Annotated in this window: 11 protein-coding genes; 3 read left to right on the top strand and 8 right to left on the bottom strand. The window is 58.0% G+C overall.

The window, feature by feature from the left end; genetic code table 11:
- Positions 1-26: 26 nt before the first annotated feature.
- The 3 genes from ACZ89E_RS07300 to ACZ89E_RS07290 form a co-directional block, all read right to left on the bottom strand.
- Positions 27-1,001, bottom strand: coding sequence for a sugar kinase (locus ACZ89E_RS07300; RefSeq protein WP_476255233.1), 975 nt, complete (start codon positions 999-1,001; stop codon positions 27-29).
- Positions 994-1,776 (bottom strand): sugar phosphate isomerase/epimerase family protein, encoded by a 783-nt coding sequence (locus ACZ89E_RS07295; protein ID WP_476255232.1) that lies wholly within the window; start codon positions 1,774-1,776, stop codon positions 994-996. Before ACZ89E_RS07295 ends, ACZ89E_RS07300 begins: the two co-directional genes overlap by 8 nt.
- 145 nt (positions 1,777-1,921) lie before the next feature.
- Positions 1,922-2,947, bottom strand: coding sequence for a LacI family DNA-binding transcriptional regulator (locus ACZ89E_RS07290; RefSeq protein ID WP_476255231.1), 1,026 nt, complete (start codon positions 2,945-2,947; stop codon positions 1,922-1,924).
- Between the two features lie 270 nt (positions 2,948-3,217).
- Between ACZ89E_RS07290 and ACZ89E_RS07285 the strand changes: the two genes are divergently transcribed.
- From ACZ89E_RS07285 to ACZ89E_RS07275, 3 genes are all read left to right on the top strand, one after another.
- Complete coding sequence (locus ACZ89E_RS07285) at positions 3,218-4,090, top strand: hypothetical protein (RefSeq protein WP_476255230.1); 873 nt, start codon at positions 3,218-3,220, stop codon at positions 4,088-4,090.
- A gap of 193 nt (positions 4,091-4,283) precedes the next feature.
- Positions 4,284-6,425, top strand: a complete 2,142-nt coding sequence (locus tag ACZ89E_RS07280; RefSeq protein WP_476255229.1) for a hypothetical protein — start codon at positions 4,284-4,286, stop codon at positions 6,423-6,425.
- A 253-nt stretch (positions 6,426-6,678) separates the two neighbouring features.
- Positions 6,679-9,009, top strand: a complete 2,331-nt coding sequence (locus ACZ89E_RS07275) for an autotransporter outer membrane beta-barrel domain-containing protein (protein ID WP_476255228.1) — start codon at positions 6,679-6,681, stop codon at positions 9,007-9,009.
- Between the two features lie 49 nt (positions 9,010-9,058).
- Here ACZ89E_RS07275 and ACZ89E_RS07270 read toward each other — a convergent pair whose 3' ends face one another.
- The 5 genes from ACZ89E_RS07270 to ACZ89E_RS07250 all read right to left on the bottom strand — a co-directional run bounded on the left by ACZ89E_RS07270 (position 9,059) and on the right by ACZ89E_RS07250 (position 15,209).
- Positions 9,059-9,505 (bottom strand): hypothetical protein, encoded by a 447-nt coding sequence (locus ACZ89E_RS07270; protein ID WP_476255227.1) that lies wholly within the window; start codon positions 9,503-9,505, stop codon positions 9,059-9,061.
- A gap of 188 nt (positions 9,506-9,693) precedes the next feature.
- Complete coding sequence (locus ACZ89E_RS07265) at positions 9,694-10,320, bottom strand: LysE family translocator (RefSeq protein WP_476257025.1); 627 nt, start codon at positions 10,318-10,320, stop codon at positions 9,694-9,696.
- Between the two features lie 49 nt (positions 10,321-10,369).
- Entirely contained in the window at positions 10,370-11,209 is an 840-nt protein-coding gene (locus tag ACZ89E_RS07260; protein WP_476255226.1) for an AraC family transcriptional regulator, read from the bottom strand.
- Positions 11,210-11,287: 78 nt separating this feature from the next.
- Entirely contained in the window at positions 11,288-11,929 is a 642-nt protein-coding gene (locus ACZ89E_RS07255; protein ID WP_149661755.1) for a DUF1345 domain-containing protein, read from the bottom strand.
- A 181-nt stretch (positions 11,930-12,110) separates the two neighbouring features.
- Positions 12,111-15,209 (bottom strand): multidrug efflux RND transporter permease subunit, encoded by a 3,099-nt coding sequence (locus ACZ89E_RS07250; protein ID WP_476255225.1) that lies wholly within the window; start codon positions 15,207-15,209, stop codon positions 12,111-12,113.
- Positions 15,210-15,221: the final 12 nt, after the last annotated feature.

Below are 15,221 nucleotides of genomic sequence, written 5' to 3'. Positions count from 1 at the left end.
CTCCGCGTCCACGGTGACGCAGAGCGTCACGGGCTGCATTCCCACGCAGGAGCGTGGGAACGATCAGGTATGTGGCTTGGCAATTCGGCGCGGGTCGGCAACCCCTCCATATCCCCCCGACTCTGCACCGCACGGCTGCCAATCCAGTTGGCGCGCTGCACGGCGTCGGCGAAGCTGTGGTTTTCCAGCAGGGCGCTGATCATGCCGACAGCAAAGCCATCGCCGGCGCCCACGGTGTCGACCACGTTTTGCACCGGCACACCGGCGACGAAGCCCTGGTCCAGGTGCGTGCGGTAATACGCACCGTGTGGCCCCAGTTTGATCGCCACCGCTTCAACCCCTTGGTCGAGGTAAAACGCCGCGATGTCCGCCGGATCCTCAAACCCGGTGAGCAAACGACCTTCGCTCAACCCCGGCAGTACCCAATGGGCGAGGGCGGCGAGGCGATTGATCTCGGTGATCATCTGTTGCTCGCTGGCCCACAGGCTCGGGCGCAGGTTCGGGTCGAAAGACACACTGCGCCCGGCCTCGCGCATGCGGGTCATCAATTCGAAGGACATTTCCCGAGCGCTGACGGAAAGCGCCGGAGGAATCCCGGTGGCGTGCAAGTGCCGGGCGCTCAACAGCTCAGGCTGGATCGACTGCACCGACAAGTGACTGGCCGCCGAACCACGGCGGAAATACTCGACCACCGGATCGCTGCCGTCATCAGCGCGGGACTTGAGTTGAAAACCGGTCGGCTGCGCCGGGTCGATATCGACGTGACTGCAATCCAGGCCTTCTTTGGCCAACGTATCGATCACGAAACGACCCAGCGAATCAGCACCCACCCGGCTTAGCCACGTGACGTTGAACCCCAGCCGCGACAATCCGATGGCGACGTTACTGTCCGCCCCGGCAATGCGCTTATGAAACTGGCCGACCGCCGCCAGGTCACCGCTCTGCTCGGCGACGAACATCGCCATGGTTTCGCCGAACGACAGGATATCGATCTCAGACATGGGCGCTCTCCAACCGTGATTGACCGAGGCGGGCGAGGGTGGCGACGTGTTCGGTGGTCAGTTGCACCAGGTCGTCGCCCTGCAACGGATACTCCGCCGCTCGCATGATGCCTTGGGCCATGTGCCGCAGCAGTTGTTCCCACAGATGCAGGTCGGCGGCGCTCGGTGGTATCGCCACCAGTTTGCCGTCGGCCCGGCGCGCCACAGCCTTGCAATGCACGTAGCCGACATGCCGCCCGAGCAACCGCGCGGCGCTGGCGGCGGACTGGTCCTGCCATTGCCAGTTGCCGATGTCGAAGGTCATCTTGATCGGCAGGTTGTGCTGCTCGACCTCAGTGAAAAAGCGCTGGAATGGCTCAATGCGCCCGCCGTGCAAGGTCTGGTCGTTTTCTACCAAAAGGTGCACGGGGCTTTGGCTCAACTGTCGAGCCAACGCCTGCAAGTCGTTGTTGTCGGTGAAATAGCCGAGGGACACTTTCAGCCACTTGGCGCCAAACAGCTCAGCGCGTTGCAGGGTCTTGAACAATTCAGGATTGGGCTTCGATTGACCGGCCAGCCACAGCTCCATCGGCGAGGAATAGACGCTTTCGAGGCCGCGAGCCTGGGTGTCATCCGCCAGTTGCGCGGGGTCTTCGTGGGTCAACAGTTCTTCGCGCCATTCGATGCGCGTGGCGCCGGCGGCGGCCAGTACCTCGATGAAACTGCCTTGGCCGAGCTGGCGGACAAGGTCGGCGCCGTAGCTCGACAAGCTGATGGAAACGGGTGGTTTATTCATTGTTATTTACCTCTGAAACCGGTTTCATTTTTGTTCAAAAAAAAGGTTTGGAATTTGCGTTGTTCTTTCAGGCGTCTTCGCGGGCAAGTCGGATCGCCGCACCGCTCGCTCCTACAGGTTTCGCTGCGTTTGAATAACGTGTGATTCAACGCAAATCCCCACGGGTCGACCCACGCACCTCCAACCGCGCCGCAAAATCCATCGTCCGCACTGGCCCGACATCCCCGCGCAAACGCTTGAGCAAACACTCAAACGCACTCGCGCCAATCTCCGCCGTCGGCTGGGCGAGGGCGGTAATGCCGCTGCCCACCAACGGATACCAATCCAGATCATCCAACGCAATCAGCCCGACATCCCCAAACAGGTCACAGCCAAGCTCACGCAACGCATGGGTGCCGGCCAACGCCGCAATCCCGTTGGCACAGAACAGCGCTTTTGGCCCGGGGCCGGGTGTATCAAGGAAGGTTTGCAAGCGTGAGGTCAGGTCGCTGCCGGTTTCGACCACAGCCCCTTGCAGCGTCGAACGCTGCTCAATCTGCGCCTTGAAACTGCCCACCCGTTCAATCCGCGAGCTGGTGCCGTCAAACGGTTCAGTCACCAACAGCACATCGCGATAACCGCGTTCTTCAAGGTGGGCGAGGGCCATCGCGACGGCGGCGGGATTATCCAGCCCGACCAAGTCGCTTTCGAGCTGCTCGACCTTGCGATCCACCAGCACCAGTGGCATCTCCCGGTGCAGCTCGCGCAGTTCATCGCGGTGATGGCCCAGGGTGTTCACGATCAAGCCTTCGATGTTGTACGAACGCAGCAGCGCCAGGTGCTGACGTTCCTGCTCGTCATCGCGGTCGGTGTTGCACACCACCAGGCTGTAGCCATGCTGACGGCAGGCGGTTTCCACGCCATGCATCACGGCAATCGAATAAGGGTTACGGATATCGGCCACCAGCATGCCGATCAGGCGCGTGCGCCCGCGTTTCAGGCCACGGGCCATCTGGTTCGGGCGGTAGCCCAATTCGCTGATGGCGAGTTCGATGCGTTGGGCAATGGCATCGGAGAGCAGGGCGCGGTCATCGCCGATGAAGCGCGAGACGCTGGCCTTGGACACGCCGGCGTGTTTGGCGACGTCGAGCATGGTGACGCGGCTGCGCTGGGCGGCGGAGAAATCGTTCATGCGGTGGACCTTGTTATTGGCTTTATATGAGTTCCAATGCGTATTGACCTGAAACCGGTTTCAGGAAACCTCACAAGGCGGGCCACGTCAAGCTTGCATTGGCGCGGATTCACTCAAAAACGGCGCTATACCCGACAAACGGTCGAAGAACCTGTCAGATATGACAGTAGGCAATGTCTGTGTTTGAACGTCTAATTTCCTACAAAGGAAACACGAAACAGAGACCTTCGAGATGCAATCGAAGTTCTTTGACACGGGGGGGTGATGCAAATGACTTCTGACAAACATCACGGCAAGAAGAAAAAACCATCCGCCATGGGTGTTTTAGCGCTGCCACTGACAATTGATGGCGTCAATCCTGGCGATCCGCAGCAGTTGATTCCTCCAGGAGCGTCCACCACGGGTGCGACGCTGAGAATTCCGCCATGGTTTCCCTCAATCTTTCCAGGCAGTAGCGATCTTTTGGAGGTATGGGTCCTTGAGCCTGGGGCCACGACGGAAATCCTGTTCTACAGCAACTTGTTTCCTGTGCCCGTCGTGTTTCCCCCGTCGATTACATTGCCCGCCCAATACTTGCAGCGCCCCGGTGCACTTCGCTTGAGATATCGCGTGACGTTGGGCGATAACCAGAATCCGGACACGTCCTTACCACAAACATTCACCGTCAGCCCTCCCGTTGCGATCAACCTGCTGCCACCGGAATTTACCGTGGAGTCGTCCTATAACGACGAATTTAAATACAAGGGATATCTCAACTGCAGAGTCAGACCCCGTGTGTGGGAGAGGGTGTTGTTACAGATACCCGCTCAAGCCGGACGCTTTAATGGCAATGATGAATTAATCATGGATTGGCAGGGCTTTAACAAATTGAACGGCGAAGATCCTATTGTGGGTACTGAGGGGCAGTTCACCAAAATATTGACCCAAGCAGAGGCGAACTCTCCTACTGGCTTCATTTTTGTGGTGGGCAACGACAAGTATGACAAACATATCAAACCCATTGCTTTCGGCTCGGCAAAAGCCTTTTACACCTTGTACCGAAACAACGTCCCGTTGGGCCGTTCACGAACAGATATCGTGAAAATCGATCGCAAGATATCGGGGAGTGATATGTGTGATGCGAACAACGATCCCTATCCCTGAATAACTGGACAACGCAAGTTAATAGCTGTGAATGTTTTGTACCTTGCAAACCTTGCACGACATGCATGCCGAATGTCGTACAAGGTGCTGAATCACTATTCAGCTCCGGAGTATGCAGTGTGAAGTCGCGTAGTTCTCCATGAAACAAGTGCATGTGCAGATCGGCAATAAACTCATTGATGGAGCGACTCAAATGAATCAGAAAGTAAACGACAGTGGCGTACTCGCGGTACCGGTGATCGTTATTGATAACTTGGCGGACGGCCGTCTGACGTACAAACAACTAAGGGAAGACGGGACTATAGAGGTAGAACTGTCTACCCTCGCGGACCCGGATTCGCTAAGGGTAGAAGTTCAAATGTTTCCGCCGGGAGCATTCCCTGTCCCATACAATCCTATTTTCGTCGTTGCCACCAAGGAAAAAACAACCGAACCTGGAGGCGTTTGGACCTTTCCGCTGAGATTTACGGTCAATGTCCGCGGACTCGTCGATCAGTTCGATCCAGCGGGAAACTATAAGGAATGGCAACTGGCCTTTGTCGCTTATGACCAGTACGACAACGCCGACACCTCAACTCAGAACACCCCGATTTTTATCGATCTGACAGCGCCTTGGCAGACCCAGCCGGGGCCTGGCAACCATAGAGGAATTCAACCACCCATTCTGGCTACACCGCCAACGCCAACTGTCATTGATGATGCCTGGCTCGCTGATCCGACAAACGCTGGCGGCTTGAACCTGGCTTTCAACGTTAGCTATCCAAAGTTTGAAGCAGGTCTGGACCAAGCCAGGTTCTATCTTTCTACACGTACAAATTTTCCGGCGATGCAGGACGAGACAGAGGCCTTTTCCGGGCCTATACCTGCGGGAGGTAATTTCAATGTACCGTTGACCTTCCTGCAGGGATTGCCTGAAGGCCGTTACTTTTATGCCTACGAACTCGAGGATGCTCCTGGCAACATCAGCAGAAACTCACAAATCTACCCGACGTTTCAGGTGAGGAGAGCGCCGGCCCCTCAACTCGACGTGCCAAGGATACCTATCACTGGGACAGATGGTCGTACCCCCATCACACTCGCGACCGTAGCCGGTTCCTCACTTGCAGTTATGGAAATTGATGTTCATGCCAGTTGGTTGGCAACCGATCGCATCATTCCCTACATGCAGGCCGTGGGCTCTGCCGGTGCCCCTTTAGTAGCGGTGCGTGAGCTACCGGTTGGAACCGGCAATTCGGTGCTGAGGTTCGTGTTGGACTACGTCAAAATGAACGAGGTTTTCGGCGACGAAAATGGCCAGGACGAAATTCAGTTCGAATACTGGTATGAGCTGGCGCGCGCCACCATCCCGATCAATCCCGTTTCAAGATCAGCGTTCGCGCTGGTTGACTTCTCCTACGGCGGGCCCGAGCAGCCAAACTTGCCGGACCTCGAGAACTTCAATATCCCTGCGGTCATCGTACAGGGGGGAGGCACTCCAACACCTCCCGTCAATACGCTGGCGCCAGCTCAAGCAGGCCTGGATGCAGAGATGCAGGCCCCTCTTGAGGTCATCCCACCTCGGGTGGTTACCGGGCGCGAAATCTATTCGTTCTATTATCAAGGTGCACTGGTGGACACTCGCAGCCCAACCGCCGGGCAGACCACTCCTCTGACCTGTCCGTTGCCATGGCAGAGAATCCGCGATGCAGGCAATGGCACGGTCGCGGGTGGTAATCCTAGAGAGGCCTACGTCACCATCGAGCTGCCGGGTAGCGCCAATATTATGCGGCAGTCACCGGTAACCCCTGTGAATGTCACGGCGATTGTCATCAACTTGCCGCAGCCGCAAATTATACTTTCGGCGCATGTTTTAACTGTTCCTGGCCAGCAGCCGATCCTCATACCTGAGCGTAACAGTACGACGCTGCTCAACTGCCCGGCTCTGGATCATCCGCCTGTGGCTGGTGGGCCAGTACCACCGTATCTGACGCGCCGGCTGCGGGTCAGGGTCCGTCGCGACGTCAATATCCCGACAGGGACCATGGTGTCGATGAGGTTTGTAGGGCGCACGACAAATGATGACACCGCTACGGATATTGCAGGGACGGTGATCACTCCTACGGCACTACCGATGCCGCCGACGGGTGATCTCGAGTTCTGGCTGACGGATTATGCCGCGATCAAACTGATCCAACTGCCTGTCACGACTCCTGGCGTACGCCCCCCTATTCGATACGCACGCATCTCGTATACCGCGAATGGCGTCCAGGCGGTGACCACGGTGATTGTCTCGCTGTTGAACACCAGCTTGGTGCTTTGTGACGTGGAGCGTCCGGAACCTCCGCCAGCGCCTTGATTCAACTGGCAACTCAACTTCCTGCCGACGGGAACAACGCCTGTGTGTTGTTCCCGTTGGTTGGGAATTTTACTTACGTATACAAATTAGTTTTTCTTCACCAACTTCCGGAAAAGTCATACGCAAAAAAGGATATGTCCTACAGCGTATGAAGGAGGCAGGCCTTAGTCTGGCGGCCATTTCTAAGCCCGACTCACTCACTAGTCGTTTTGGAGGTTCGTCCATCCGAAACGTATTTGCGCAGGAAGTTACTATGTCGTCGAATTTAATTGCAGTTCCGAAGCGCAGAGGCGATGTGCTTGCTGTGTCCATCACCGTCCTTCTTGGCACATCCCTTGTCCAAGCGGCTAATTTGCCGCCCAATACCTCGCAAACGATCGATGGCTCCACTCCAGTGGAGACCTGGCAACTGCAAAACAATGCCTCGCTGACGGGCGCCAATGCCAGCACATTAAATATCTCTGCTTCGGTTGGCAGTAACGTCAACCTGACCAACTCAACGGTTAATGCAGCTTCCGGAACAGGTATCTCCTTGGCCAGTGCCACCGCATTGCTGGAAAACACCACCGTGATCAGTGACGCTGGCGTCGGCATAGTGGGTGCGCGCTTTGTCCAAGGCACTACCGGTTCGAAAATCAACTTGAGCAATAACAGTACGGTGCGCGGCTTGCTCGGCGGCATTGCAGGCAACCGTTTCAGTGATATCGCCATTCAGGACTCCACCGTACAGGGCACAGGCGCGACGAGTTTTGGCGTGCGTTTGCTTGAAGGCTCTCTGACTTCCAGTGGAAGCAGCATCATCGGTGGGCAGAACGGCATTGTCGTTGGCAATGACACCGGGGCCGTCACCCCATTAACCAACAGCCTTATCCTGGACGGCACTCGAGTGGAAGGTTCGACGGGTTCGAGCATCGTCGTTGGCTTCGTCGCCCAGACAACTCCCGCGGTGGCCAACATCCAGGTGCGCAACGGTTCGACGCTGGTCAGTGGCAACAACACCGCGTTGCAAGTCAGCAACGGCGCGTCTGCGACACTGCTGGTCGACAACAGTGCCTTGACGGGCAATGTCGTCGTTGATCAGGGCAGTACCGGGATTGTGACCTTGCAAAATAACGCGTCACTTAACGGTAACTTGCAAAACGTCAACACCGCCACGCTCAACAGCCAGAGCAGCATGACCGGGAACGTCACAGCGGCTGCGGGCTCGGCCTCCAGCCTGACGCTGGACACTGGCGCGAGGCTGACCGGCCAGGTCAATAATGTTGCCGACTTTTCCATCAGCAATCAGGCTTTGTGGCAAATGACCGATAGTCAGTCGGTCAACAACCTCTCGCTCAATGGTGGCCGAGTACGGCTTGGCACCGATCAGGAATATTTTCAATTGAACGTCGCCAACCTGTCCGGCAACGGCACGTTCGAGATGAACACTGACTTCAATCAACGCATCACGGATCTGTTGAACGTCACGGGCAGCGCATCCGGCAATCATCAATTGCTGGTAGCGAGCAGTGGCGCCGACCCGGTCAGCGATGCGCCGATCAAAGTCGTACAAACCGCAGGTGGCAGCGCTCAGTTTGGACTGGTCAACGGCCCGGTCGATGTCGGCGCGTTCACCTATGGCCTGGTCAAGGAGGGTGAAGATTGGTTTTTGCAACCCAATAAAGAAGTTGTCAGCACCCCGACGCGCGCGGTTATGTCGATATTTGGTACCTCCCCGACCGTGATCTACGGCGAAATGGCCACGTTGAACAATCGTATGGGTGATCTGCGGGTGAACGGTGGGCCAACCGGTGGCTGGATTCGCAGTTTTGGCAGTCGTTACAGCATCAGTGGCAGCGCCTATGGCGCCGGTTATAGCCAAAACCAGGCTGGCATTTCCATGGGGGTTGATACGCCGGTGCAGATCGCCGGCGAGCGGGTATTGCTTGGCGCATTTGTCGGCTATAGCAAATCGGATCTGGATCTGGGCCGGGGCAGCTCAGGGGAAATCGGCAGCACATCTATGGGTCTGTACGGCACTTGGCTGGGAGACAGTGGTTACTACCTGGACACCGTGGCCAAGCTCAACCGCTTCCGCAACGAGGCGAAGATCACGATGAGTGACGGCACCCAAACCAAGGGTAACTACAACAACCTGGGCACCAGTGCCTCGGTGGAGTTTGGTAAACACATTGAGCTCAATTCCGATTACTACATTGAGCCATTCACCCAATGGCAGGCAGCCGCTGTGCAAGGCAAGGACTATGAACTCGGCAATGGCCTGAATGCGGATGCCAATACGACGCGGTCGTTGCTCGGGAAGGCAGGCATGAATGTGGGGCGCAGTATGACCCTCGCCAATGGCAGCAAACTTCGACCTCATCTCACCGCCGCTGTAGTGCGTGAGTTCGCTAAAAATAACGAAGTCAGCGTTAACGACAACAAGTTCAATAACGATTTGTCCGGTAACCGCCTTGAGTTAGGCGCGGGTGTTTCCTGGACGCTGAATGACCGGTGGCAACTCCATGCGGAAGTGGATACCAGCAAGGGTGATAGTGTGACAAAAGACTATGGCCTGAACATCGGGGCACATATTCGGTTCTAACGGACTTTAAAAAGGGAAGTGTTAACTTCCCTTTTTTTGTAACATCTATTTAGGATAGCGAAAGTTTAACGTTGAACTCCCCTTCTAATTTAAAGGTCTTCCCCGGGGTGTCACGAAGTTGAATCGTTACATGAAAGCTGCCACCCAGCTTTTCGTCGAATTGCGGATTCAGGGTGACGATACCTTCGGCGGCTTCAGAAATCTCACCGTCAACATTGATACTTAACGAAACGGAAGATCCACCGCCCACGGAATAATTCTTCGCCTCAAGTGACTCAGGAAGTGTGAGGGAGAACTCCCTGACGACCAGTGGGTGACCTTGATGTGACAGTCGAACCGGCCGCTCTACTGCCGTCAGTTGTATAAGGTGGGTCGATCCCAAACTGATAAAAAAAGCTGAAGTAGCAATGAATCGTGGAAAATCACCGCTGCTACTAGTGGTGCGAAAGAATTCACCAGGTGCGAATTCAAGAGGGGTTATAGCGATAGCATTCATGGGAGGCTCTCCGGTACTTTAAGTGGGGTATCCAAAGGCCGTATACGTTTGACCTTAATTCTGGATGAACAATGAAAGCGCCAATCAGGGTGGCTTGTAAACTGTAAGATCTAACAGTTTACATCTGGTATAAAGTATGCTGAAAAGATCGCCAGGTTAATGAATTAACTGACGCCAAGTTATAGCGTTTACTTATAGGCCGACAAGTGCGGCAACCACACACAGACAAGCAATAAAAGCCCCATGCTGTAATTGAAAATTTTTTGCGCACCGGAGGTTTTCAACAGGACGCCGGAACGCGCGCCCAATACCGCCCAAGTGGAAAGGCAGGGCAAGGAAACCAGAAAGAAGGCAAGCGACAGTGTCACCACATGCGTCCATTTTTCCTGGCCTTGCGCGGCAAACACACTGATCACCGCCAATGCCATCATCCAGGTCTTGGGGTTGATCAGTTGCAAACCGGCGGCGCCCTTGAAGCCCAGTCGTTGTGACTGCGGGGGGCCGGCCAAGGGTTCCTTGGTATTGACCGGCGCCCAAAAAATTTGCCACGCCAGATAACTCAACCACGCGACACCTGCCCACTGCAGAGTTGTTTGCAGGTAGGGGCGGGCGCTGAGCACCTGCCCCATACCGCCGCCCACGGCAAGTACAAGCAGCGCTGCGCCAGTGCAGGCACCGAAGACGATCGGCAGCGCGGCCTTGAAACCATAGCGGGCGCTATTGCTCAGCACCAGGATATTGGTCGGACCAGGGGTGATGGACGCGACGAAAGCGAATGCCAAAAACGGCAGCAGGCTGGAAAAAGTGACAAGCATGATCATGGGCTCCTTGGACAGTCAGGAGCCAATCTTCACAAAGGCCAGGTCACACGTCTGGAAGATTTGAGCAGCGCTTGCGGTACATCGCCGGGGTCAGCCCATAGGCCCGGACAAACCAGCGCCCCAAATGACTCTGATCGGCAAACCCCAACTCCATCGCCACCGCCGCCGGTTGCAAACCGCTGGCGAGCATCCGCCGGGCTTTCGACAGGCGCAGTTGCACCAGATAAGCGTGGGGCGCCAATCCGTAGGCAGCCTTGAATGCACGGGTCAGTCGGAAGCGATCAACGCCTGTGACCACAGCCAGTTGATCGAGGCCGATGTCGAGGTGGGCATTGGCGTGCAGGTATTCCCGGGCCTTTTGCGCCACCCGTGGCAGGCGCGGGTCTTCGCTGTAGCGGGTGCGCCAGTGCAGATGGCGGGTCAGGTGTTCGAGCAAACCGTCGAGGGCGGTCTGGCGCACGATCTTCAGCTCGCCACCGTGCAACGTCTGGAACGCCAGGCTGGTGGCCTGGGCCAGTTGCGGGTCGGTGGTCAGGGTATTGGCGAAACTCAGTTGGCTGTTCAGCGGGGCGTTTTCGAACAACGCGCTCAGTTCGCGTTCTAGCCATTGCGGATCGAGGTAGAGCATGCGGTAGGTAAAGCCGTCCTCGGTGGGCGCTTCGCCGTCGTGGATATCGCCGGGTTCCAGCAGAAACACCTTGCCCGGCGTGCTCTGATGCCGGGCCCGGCGGCAGTTGAATTGCTGCACGCCTTGCTCGGTGACGCCCACCAGGTAACTGTCATGCCAGTGCGGGTCGTAGGCGTGGCCCTCGAAATGCGCGCGCAAGGTTTCGATGCCGGTGTCGGCGTCCTGGGCCAGGTCGATCCAGTTGTGCGAAGTCATGCTGCACCTGTGAGACGGATTGCCGACTTATTTAACGCCCGCGACGCGGGTAACGCCTAGAACGTTTGTGCAGCCGTGTTAGCTGAACAGTCCGGCCGCGATGTTGATCGAAAACCCGAGAATCGCCGTGTTGAACACAAAGCCGATCAGCGATTGGGCCAAGACGATTTTGCGCAGCCCCCGGGTCGCCACGCCGACATCTGCGGTCTGCACCGCCACGCCGATGGTGAACGAGAAATACAGGAAGTCCCAGTAATTGGGGGTAGTCAGGCCTTCGGCAAAGCGCAGTGCCGGCTCCTTGCCGTCCCAGGTGTAGAACAGGCGGGCGTAGTGCACGCTGAAAATCACCCCGATCAGCAGCCATGAACCAATGACGGTGGCTGCGGTGAAGGCGTAATGCAGCAGCTTGCGTGAGGTTTCCAGGTCTTTGCTGCCCGCCAGTTCGAAGGTGATGGTCGCCAGGCTGGCAATCGCGGCGATGCACACCACGAACAACACCAGCCCGGCGTTTTCATCCTCGATCTCGGCAATGCGCTTCACATCCGGGGCCTTGGCCTTGGTGGCGAGCCAGATCATCAGGATCAGGTAGGTCCAGACCCCGGCGTTCCAGCCGATGAGGATTTTGCTGATGATCGAATCGGCCGGGGCCAGGATGCCCACCGCCAGGCCAAGAACCGTGGCGGACGACAAGCGAGGGTGGGTGCGGGCGAGGAGGGGCATGGAGGCTCGATGGGCGCAGGGGTTTGCAACACCTTAGCCCAGGGCGATGCGTTGTGACCACTTGAACACGCACCCTTGTAGGAGCGAGGCTTGCCCGCGAAAGCGATCTTACCGTCAACATTTCCATCGACTGTGATGACGCTTTCGCGGGCAAGCCTCGCTCCTACAGGGGATTGGTGGGTCAGGTGTCTTTGTGGCGTTTGCGCACCAGTTTCATCACCACCACGAAAAACACCGGTACAAACAGCACCGCCAGGGTCGCGGTGATCATCCCGCCGATCACCCCGGTGCCAATGGCTTGCTGGCTCGCCGAACTGGCCCCGGTGGCAATCGCCAGCGGCACCACGCCAAGGATGAACGCCAGCGACGTCATCACAATCGGCCGCAACCGCAGGCGCGCGGCTTGCAGGGTGGCGTCGATCAGGTCGTGGCCTTCGTCGTACAGGCTCTTGGCGAATTCGATGATCAGGATCGCGTTCTTCGCCGACAAGCCGATGATGGTGATCAGCCCGACCTTGAAGAACACGTCATTGGGCATCCCGCGCAAGGTCACCGCCAGCACCGCGCCGAGTACGCCGAGCGGCACCACCAGCAGCACCGAAGTCGGAATTGACCAGCTCTCATACAGCGCCGCCAGGCACAGGAACACGATCAACAGCGACAAGCCAAGCAGAATCGGTGCCTGACTGCCGGACAAACGCTCCTGCAACGACAGGCCGGTCCATTCCTGACCCAACCCCGCCGGGCCTTGCGCCACCAGCCGTTCGATTTCCGCCATGGCTTCGCCGGTGCTATGGCCCGGTTTCGGTTCGCCGGAAATACTGATGGCCGGGTAGCCGTTGTAACGGGTCAATTGCGTCGGGCCCTGGGTCCATTTGGCCTGGACGAAGGCCGACAGCGGCACCATTTTCCCGGCGCTGTTGCGCACGTGGATCTTCAGCAGGTCCTCGACCTGGCTGCGTCGATCACCTTCGGCTTGCACGACGACGCGCTGCATCCGCCCCTGATTGGGGAAGTCGTTGATGTAGGCCGAACCGACGGCCGTGGACAGCACGCTGCCGACATCGGCAAAGGACACGCCAAGGGCATTCGCCTGTTTACGGTCGACTTCCAGTTGCACTTGCGGTGCTTCGGCCAGGGCGCTTTCGCGCACATTCATCAGGATCGGACTTTTCTCCGCCGCCGCCAGTAACTGCGTGCGCGCTTGCATCAGCGTGGCATGACCGAGGCCGCCGCGATCCTGCAAGCGGAACTCGAAACCACTGGAGGTGCCGAGGCCATCCACCGGTGGCGGCAACACGGCAAACACCACCGCATCCTTGATCTGGCTCAGGGCAATGTTGGCGCGGTCGGCGATCGAACTGGCCGAGTCATCGATGCTGCGCTCGGACCAGTCCTTCAACGTGGTAAACGCCAGTGCCGCGTTCTGTCCGCTGCCGGAGAAGCTGAAACCGAGAATCACCGTGCTGTCACCGACTCCGGGCTCCGTGGCGTTATGTTTTTCGATCTGTTCGACCACCTGCACCGTGCGGTTCTTGCTCGCGCCCGGCGGCAACTGGATGTCGGTGATGGTGTAACCCTGGTCTTCCACCGGCAGGAACGAGGAGGGCAGGCGACTGAAGCACAGGCCCAGCCCGATCAGCAGCACGCCGTAGATCAGCAGGTAACGCCCGGTGCGCTTCAGTGCATAGGCCACCCAGCCCTGATAACGCACGGTCAACTGTTCGAAGCGACGATTGAACCAGCCGAAGAAGCCACGCTTTTCGTGATGCTCGCCTTTGGCAATCGGTTTGAGCAGCGTCGCGCACAGCGCCGGGGTCAAGGTCAGGGCGAGGAAGGCCGAGAACAGGATCGAAGTAGCCATGGACAGCGAGAATTGCTTATAGATGACCCCGACCGAACCCTGCATGAACGCCATCGGAATAAACACTGCCACCAGCACCAATGTGATGCCGATGATCGCGCCGGTGATCTGTTTCATCGCTTTACGCGTGGCGTCCTTGGGCGACAGGCCCTCGGTGACCATGATCCGCTCGACGTTCTCCACCACCACGATGGCATCGTCCACCAGAATGCCGATGGCCAGCACCATGCCGAACATGGTCAGCACGTTGATCGAGAACCCCAGCGCCAGCATCGTGGCAAAGGTGCCCATCAACGCCACCGGCACCACCAGCGTCGGGATCAGCGTGTAGCGAATGTTTTGCAGGAACAGGAACATCACCGCGAACACCAGCAACATCGCCTCGCCCAGGGTGTAGACCACTTTGGTGATCGAGACTTTGACGAAGGGCGAGGTGTCGTACGGGATCTTGTATTCGACGTTGGCCGGGAAGTAGCGCGCCAGGTCATCCATTTTTGCCCGCACGGCGGTGGCGGTGCTCAGGGCATTGGCCCCAGGAGAGAGTTGCACGCCGACGGCGGTGGATGGCTTGCCGTTCAAGCGGGTGCCGAACTGGTATTCCTGACTGCCGATCTCGACCCGCGCCACATCGCCGATGCGCACGGTGGAGCCGTCGGGGTTGGCCTTGAGCACGATGTCGGCAAACTCTTCCGGCGTCGACAACTGGCCCTTGACCATAATGGTCGCGGTGATTTCCTGGGTGCTGCGGGTCGGCAAGTCGCCGATGCTGCCGGCGGACACCTGGGCGTTCTGCGCGACGATCGCGGCGTTGACGTCCGCCGGGGTCAGGTTGAAACCGATCAGCTTCTGCGGGTCGATCCAGATGCGCATTGCCCGTTCGGCACCGTACAACTGGGCCTTGCCGACACCGTCGAGACGCTTGATCTCGTTCATCACGTTGCGCGCCAGGTAATCGCTGAGCGCCACGTCGTCGAGCTTGCCGTCGCTGGAGGTCAGGGTGATCAGCAACAGGAAGCCGGAGGAGACCTTCTCCACCTGCAAGCCTTGCTGGTTCACGGCCTGGGGCAGGCGCGACTCGATCACCTTGAGGCGGTTTTGCACATCGACCTGCGCCATCTCAGGGTTGGTCCCCGGTTGGAACGTCGCCTTGATGGTGGCGCTGCCGAGGCTGCTCTGGGATTCGAAATACAGCAGGTGATCGGCGCCGTTAAGCTCTTCCTCGATCAGGCTGACCACGCTTTCGTCGATGGTCTGCGCCGAGGCGCCGGGGTACGTGGCGTTGATTTCGATCTGCGGCGGCGCGACGTCGGGGTACTGCGCCACCGGCAACTGTGGAATGGCCAGGGCACCGGCCAGCAGGATGAACAACGCGACCACCCAGGCGAACACCGGGCGGTCGATAAAGAACTGCGGCATAAAAAAGCGTCC

Source organism: Pseudomonas sp. TE3899, assembly GCF_056279105.1.
Note: the sequence above shows the minus strand (reverse complement) of the source record. Positions and strands in the feature narration are given on the sequence as shown.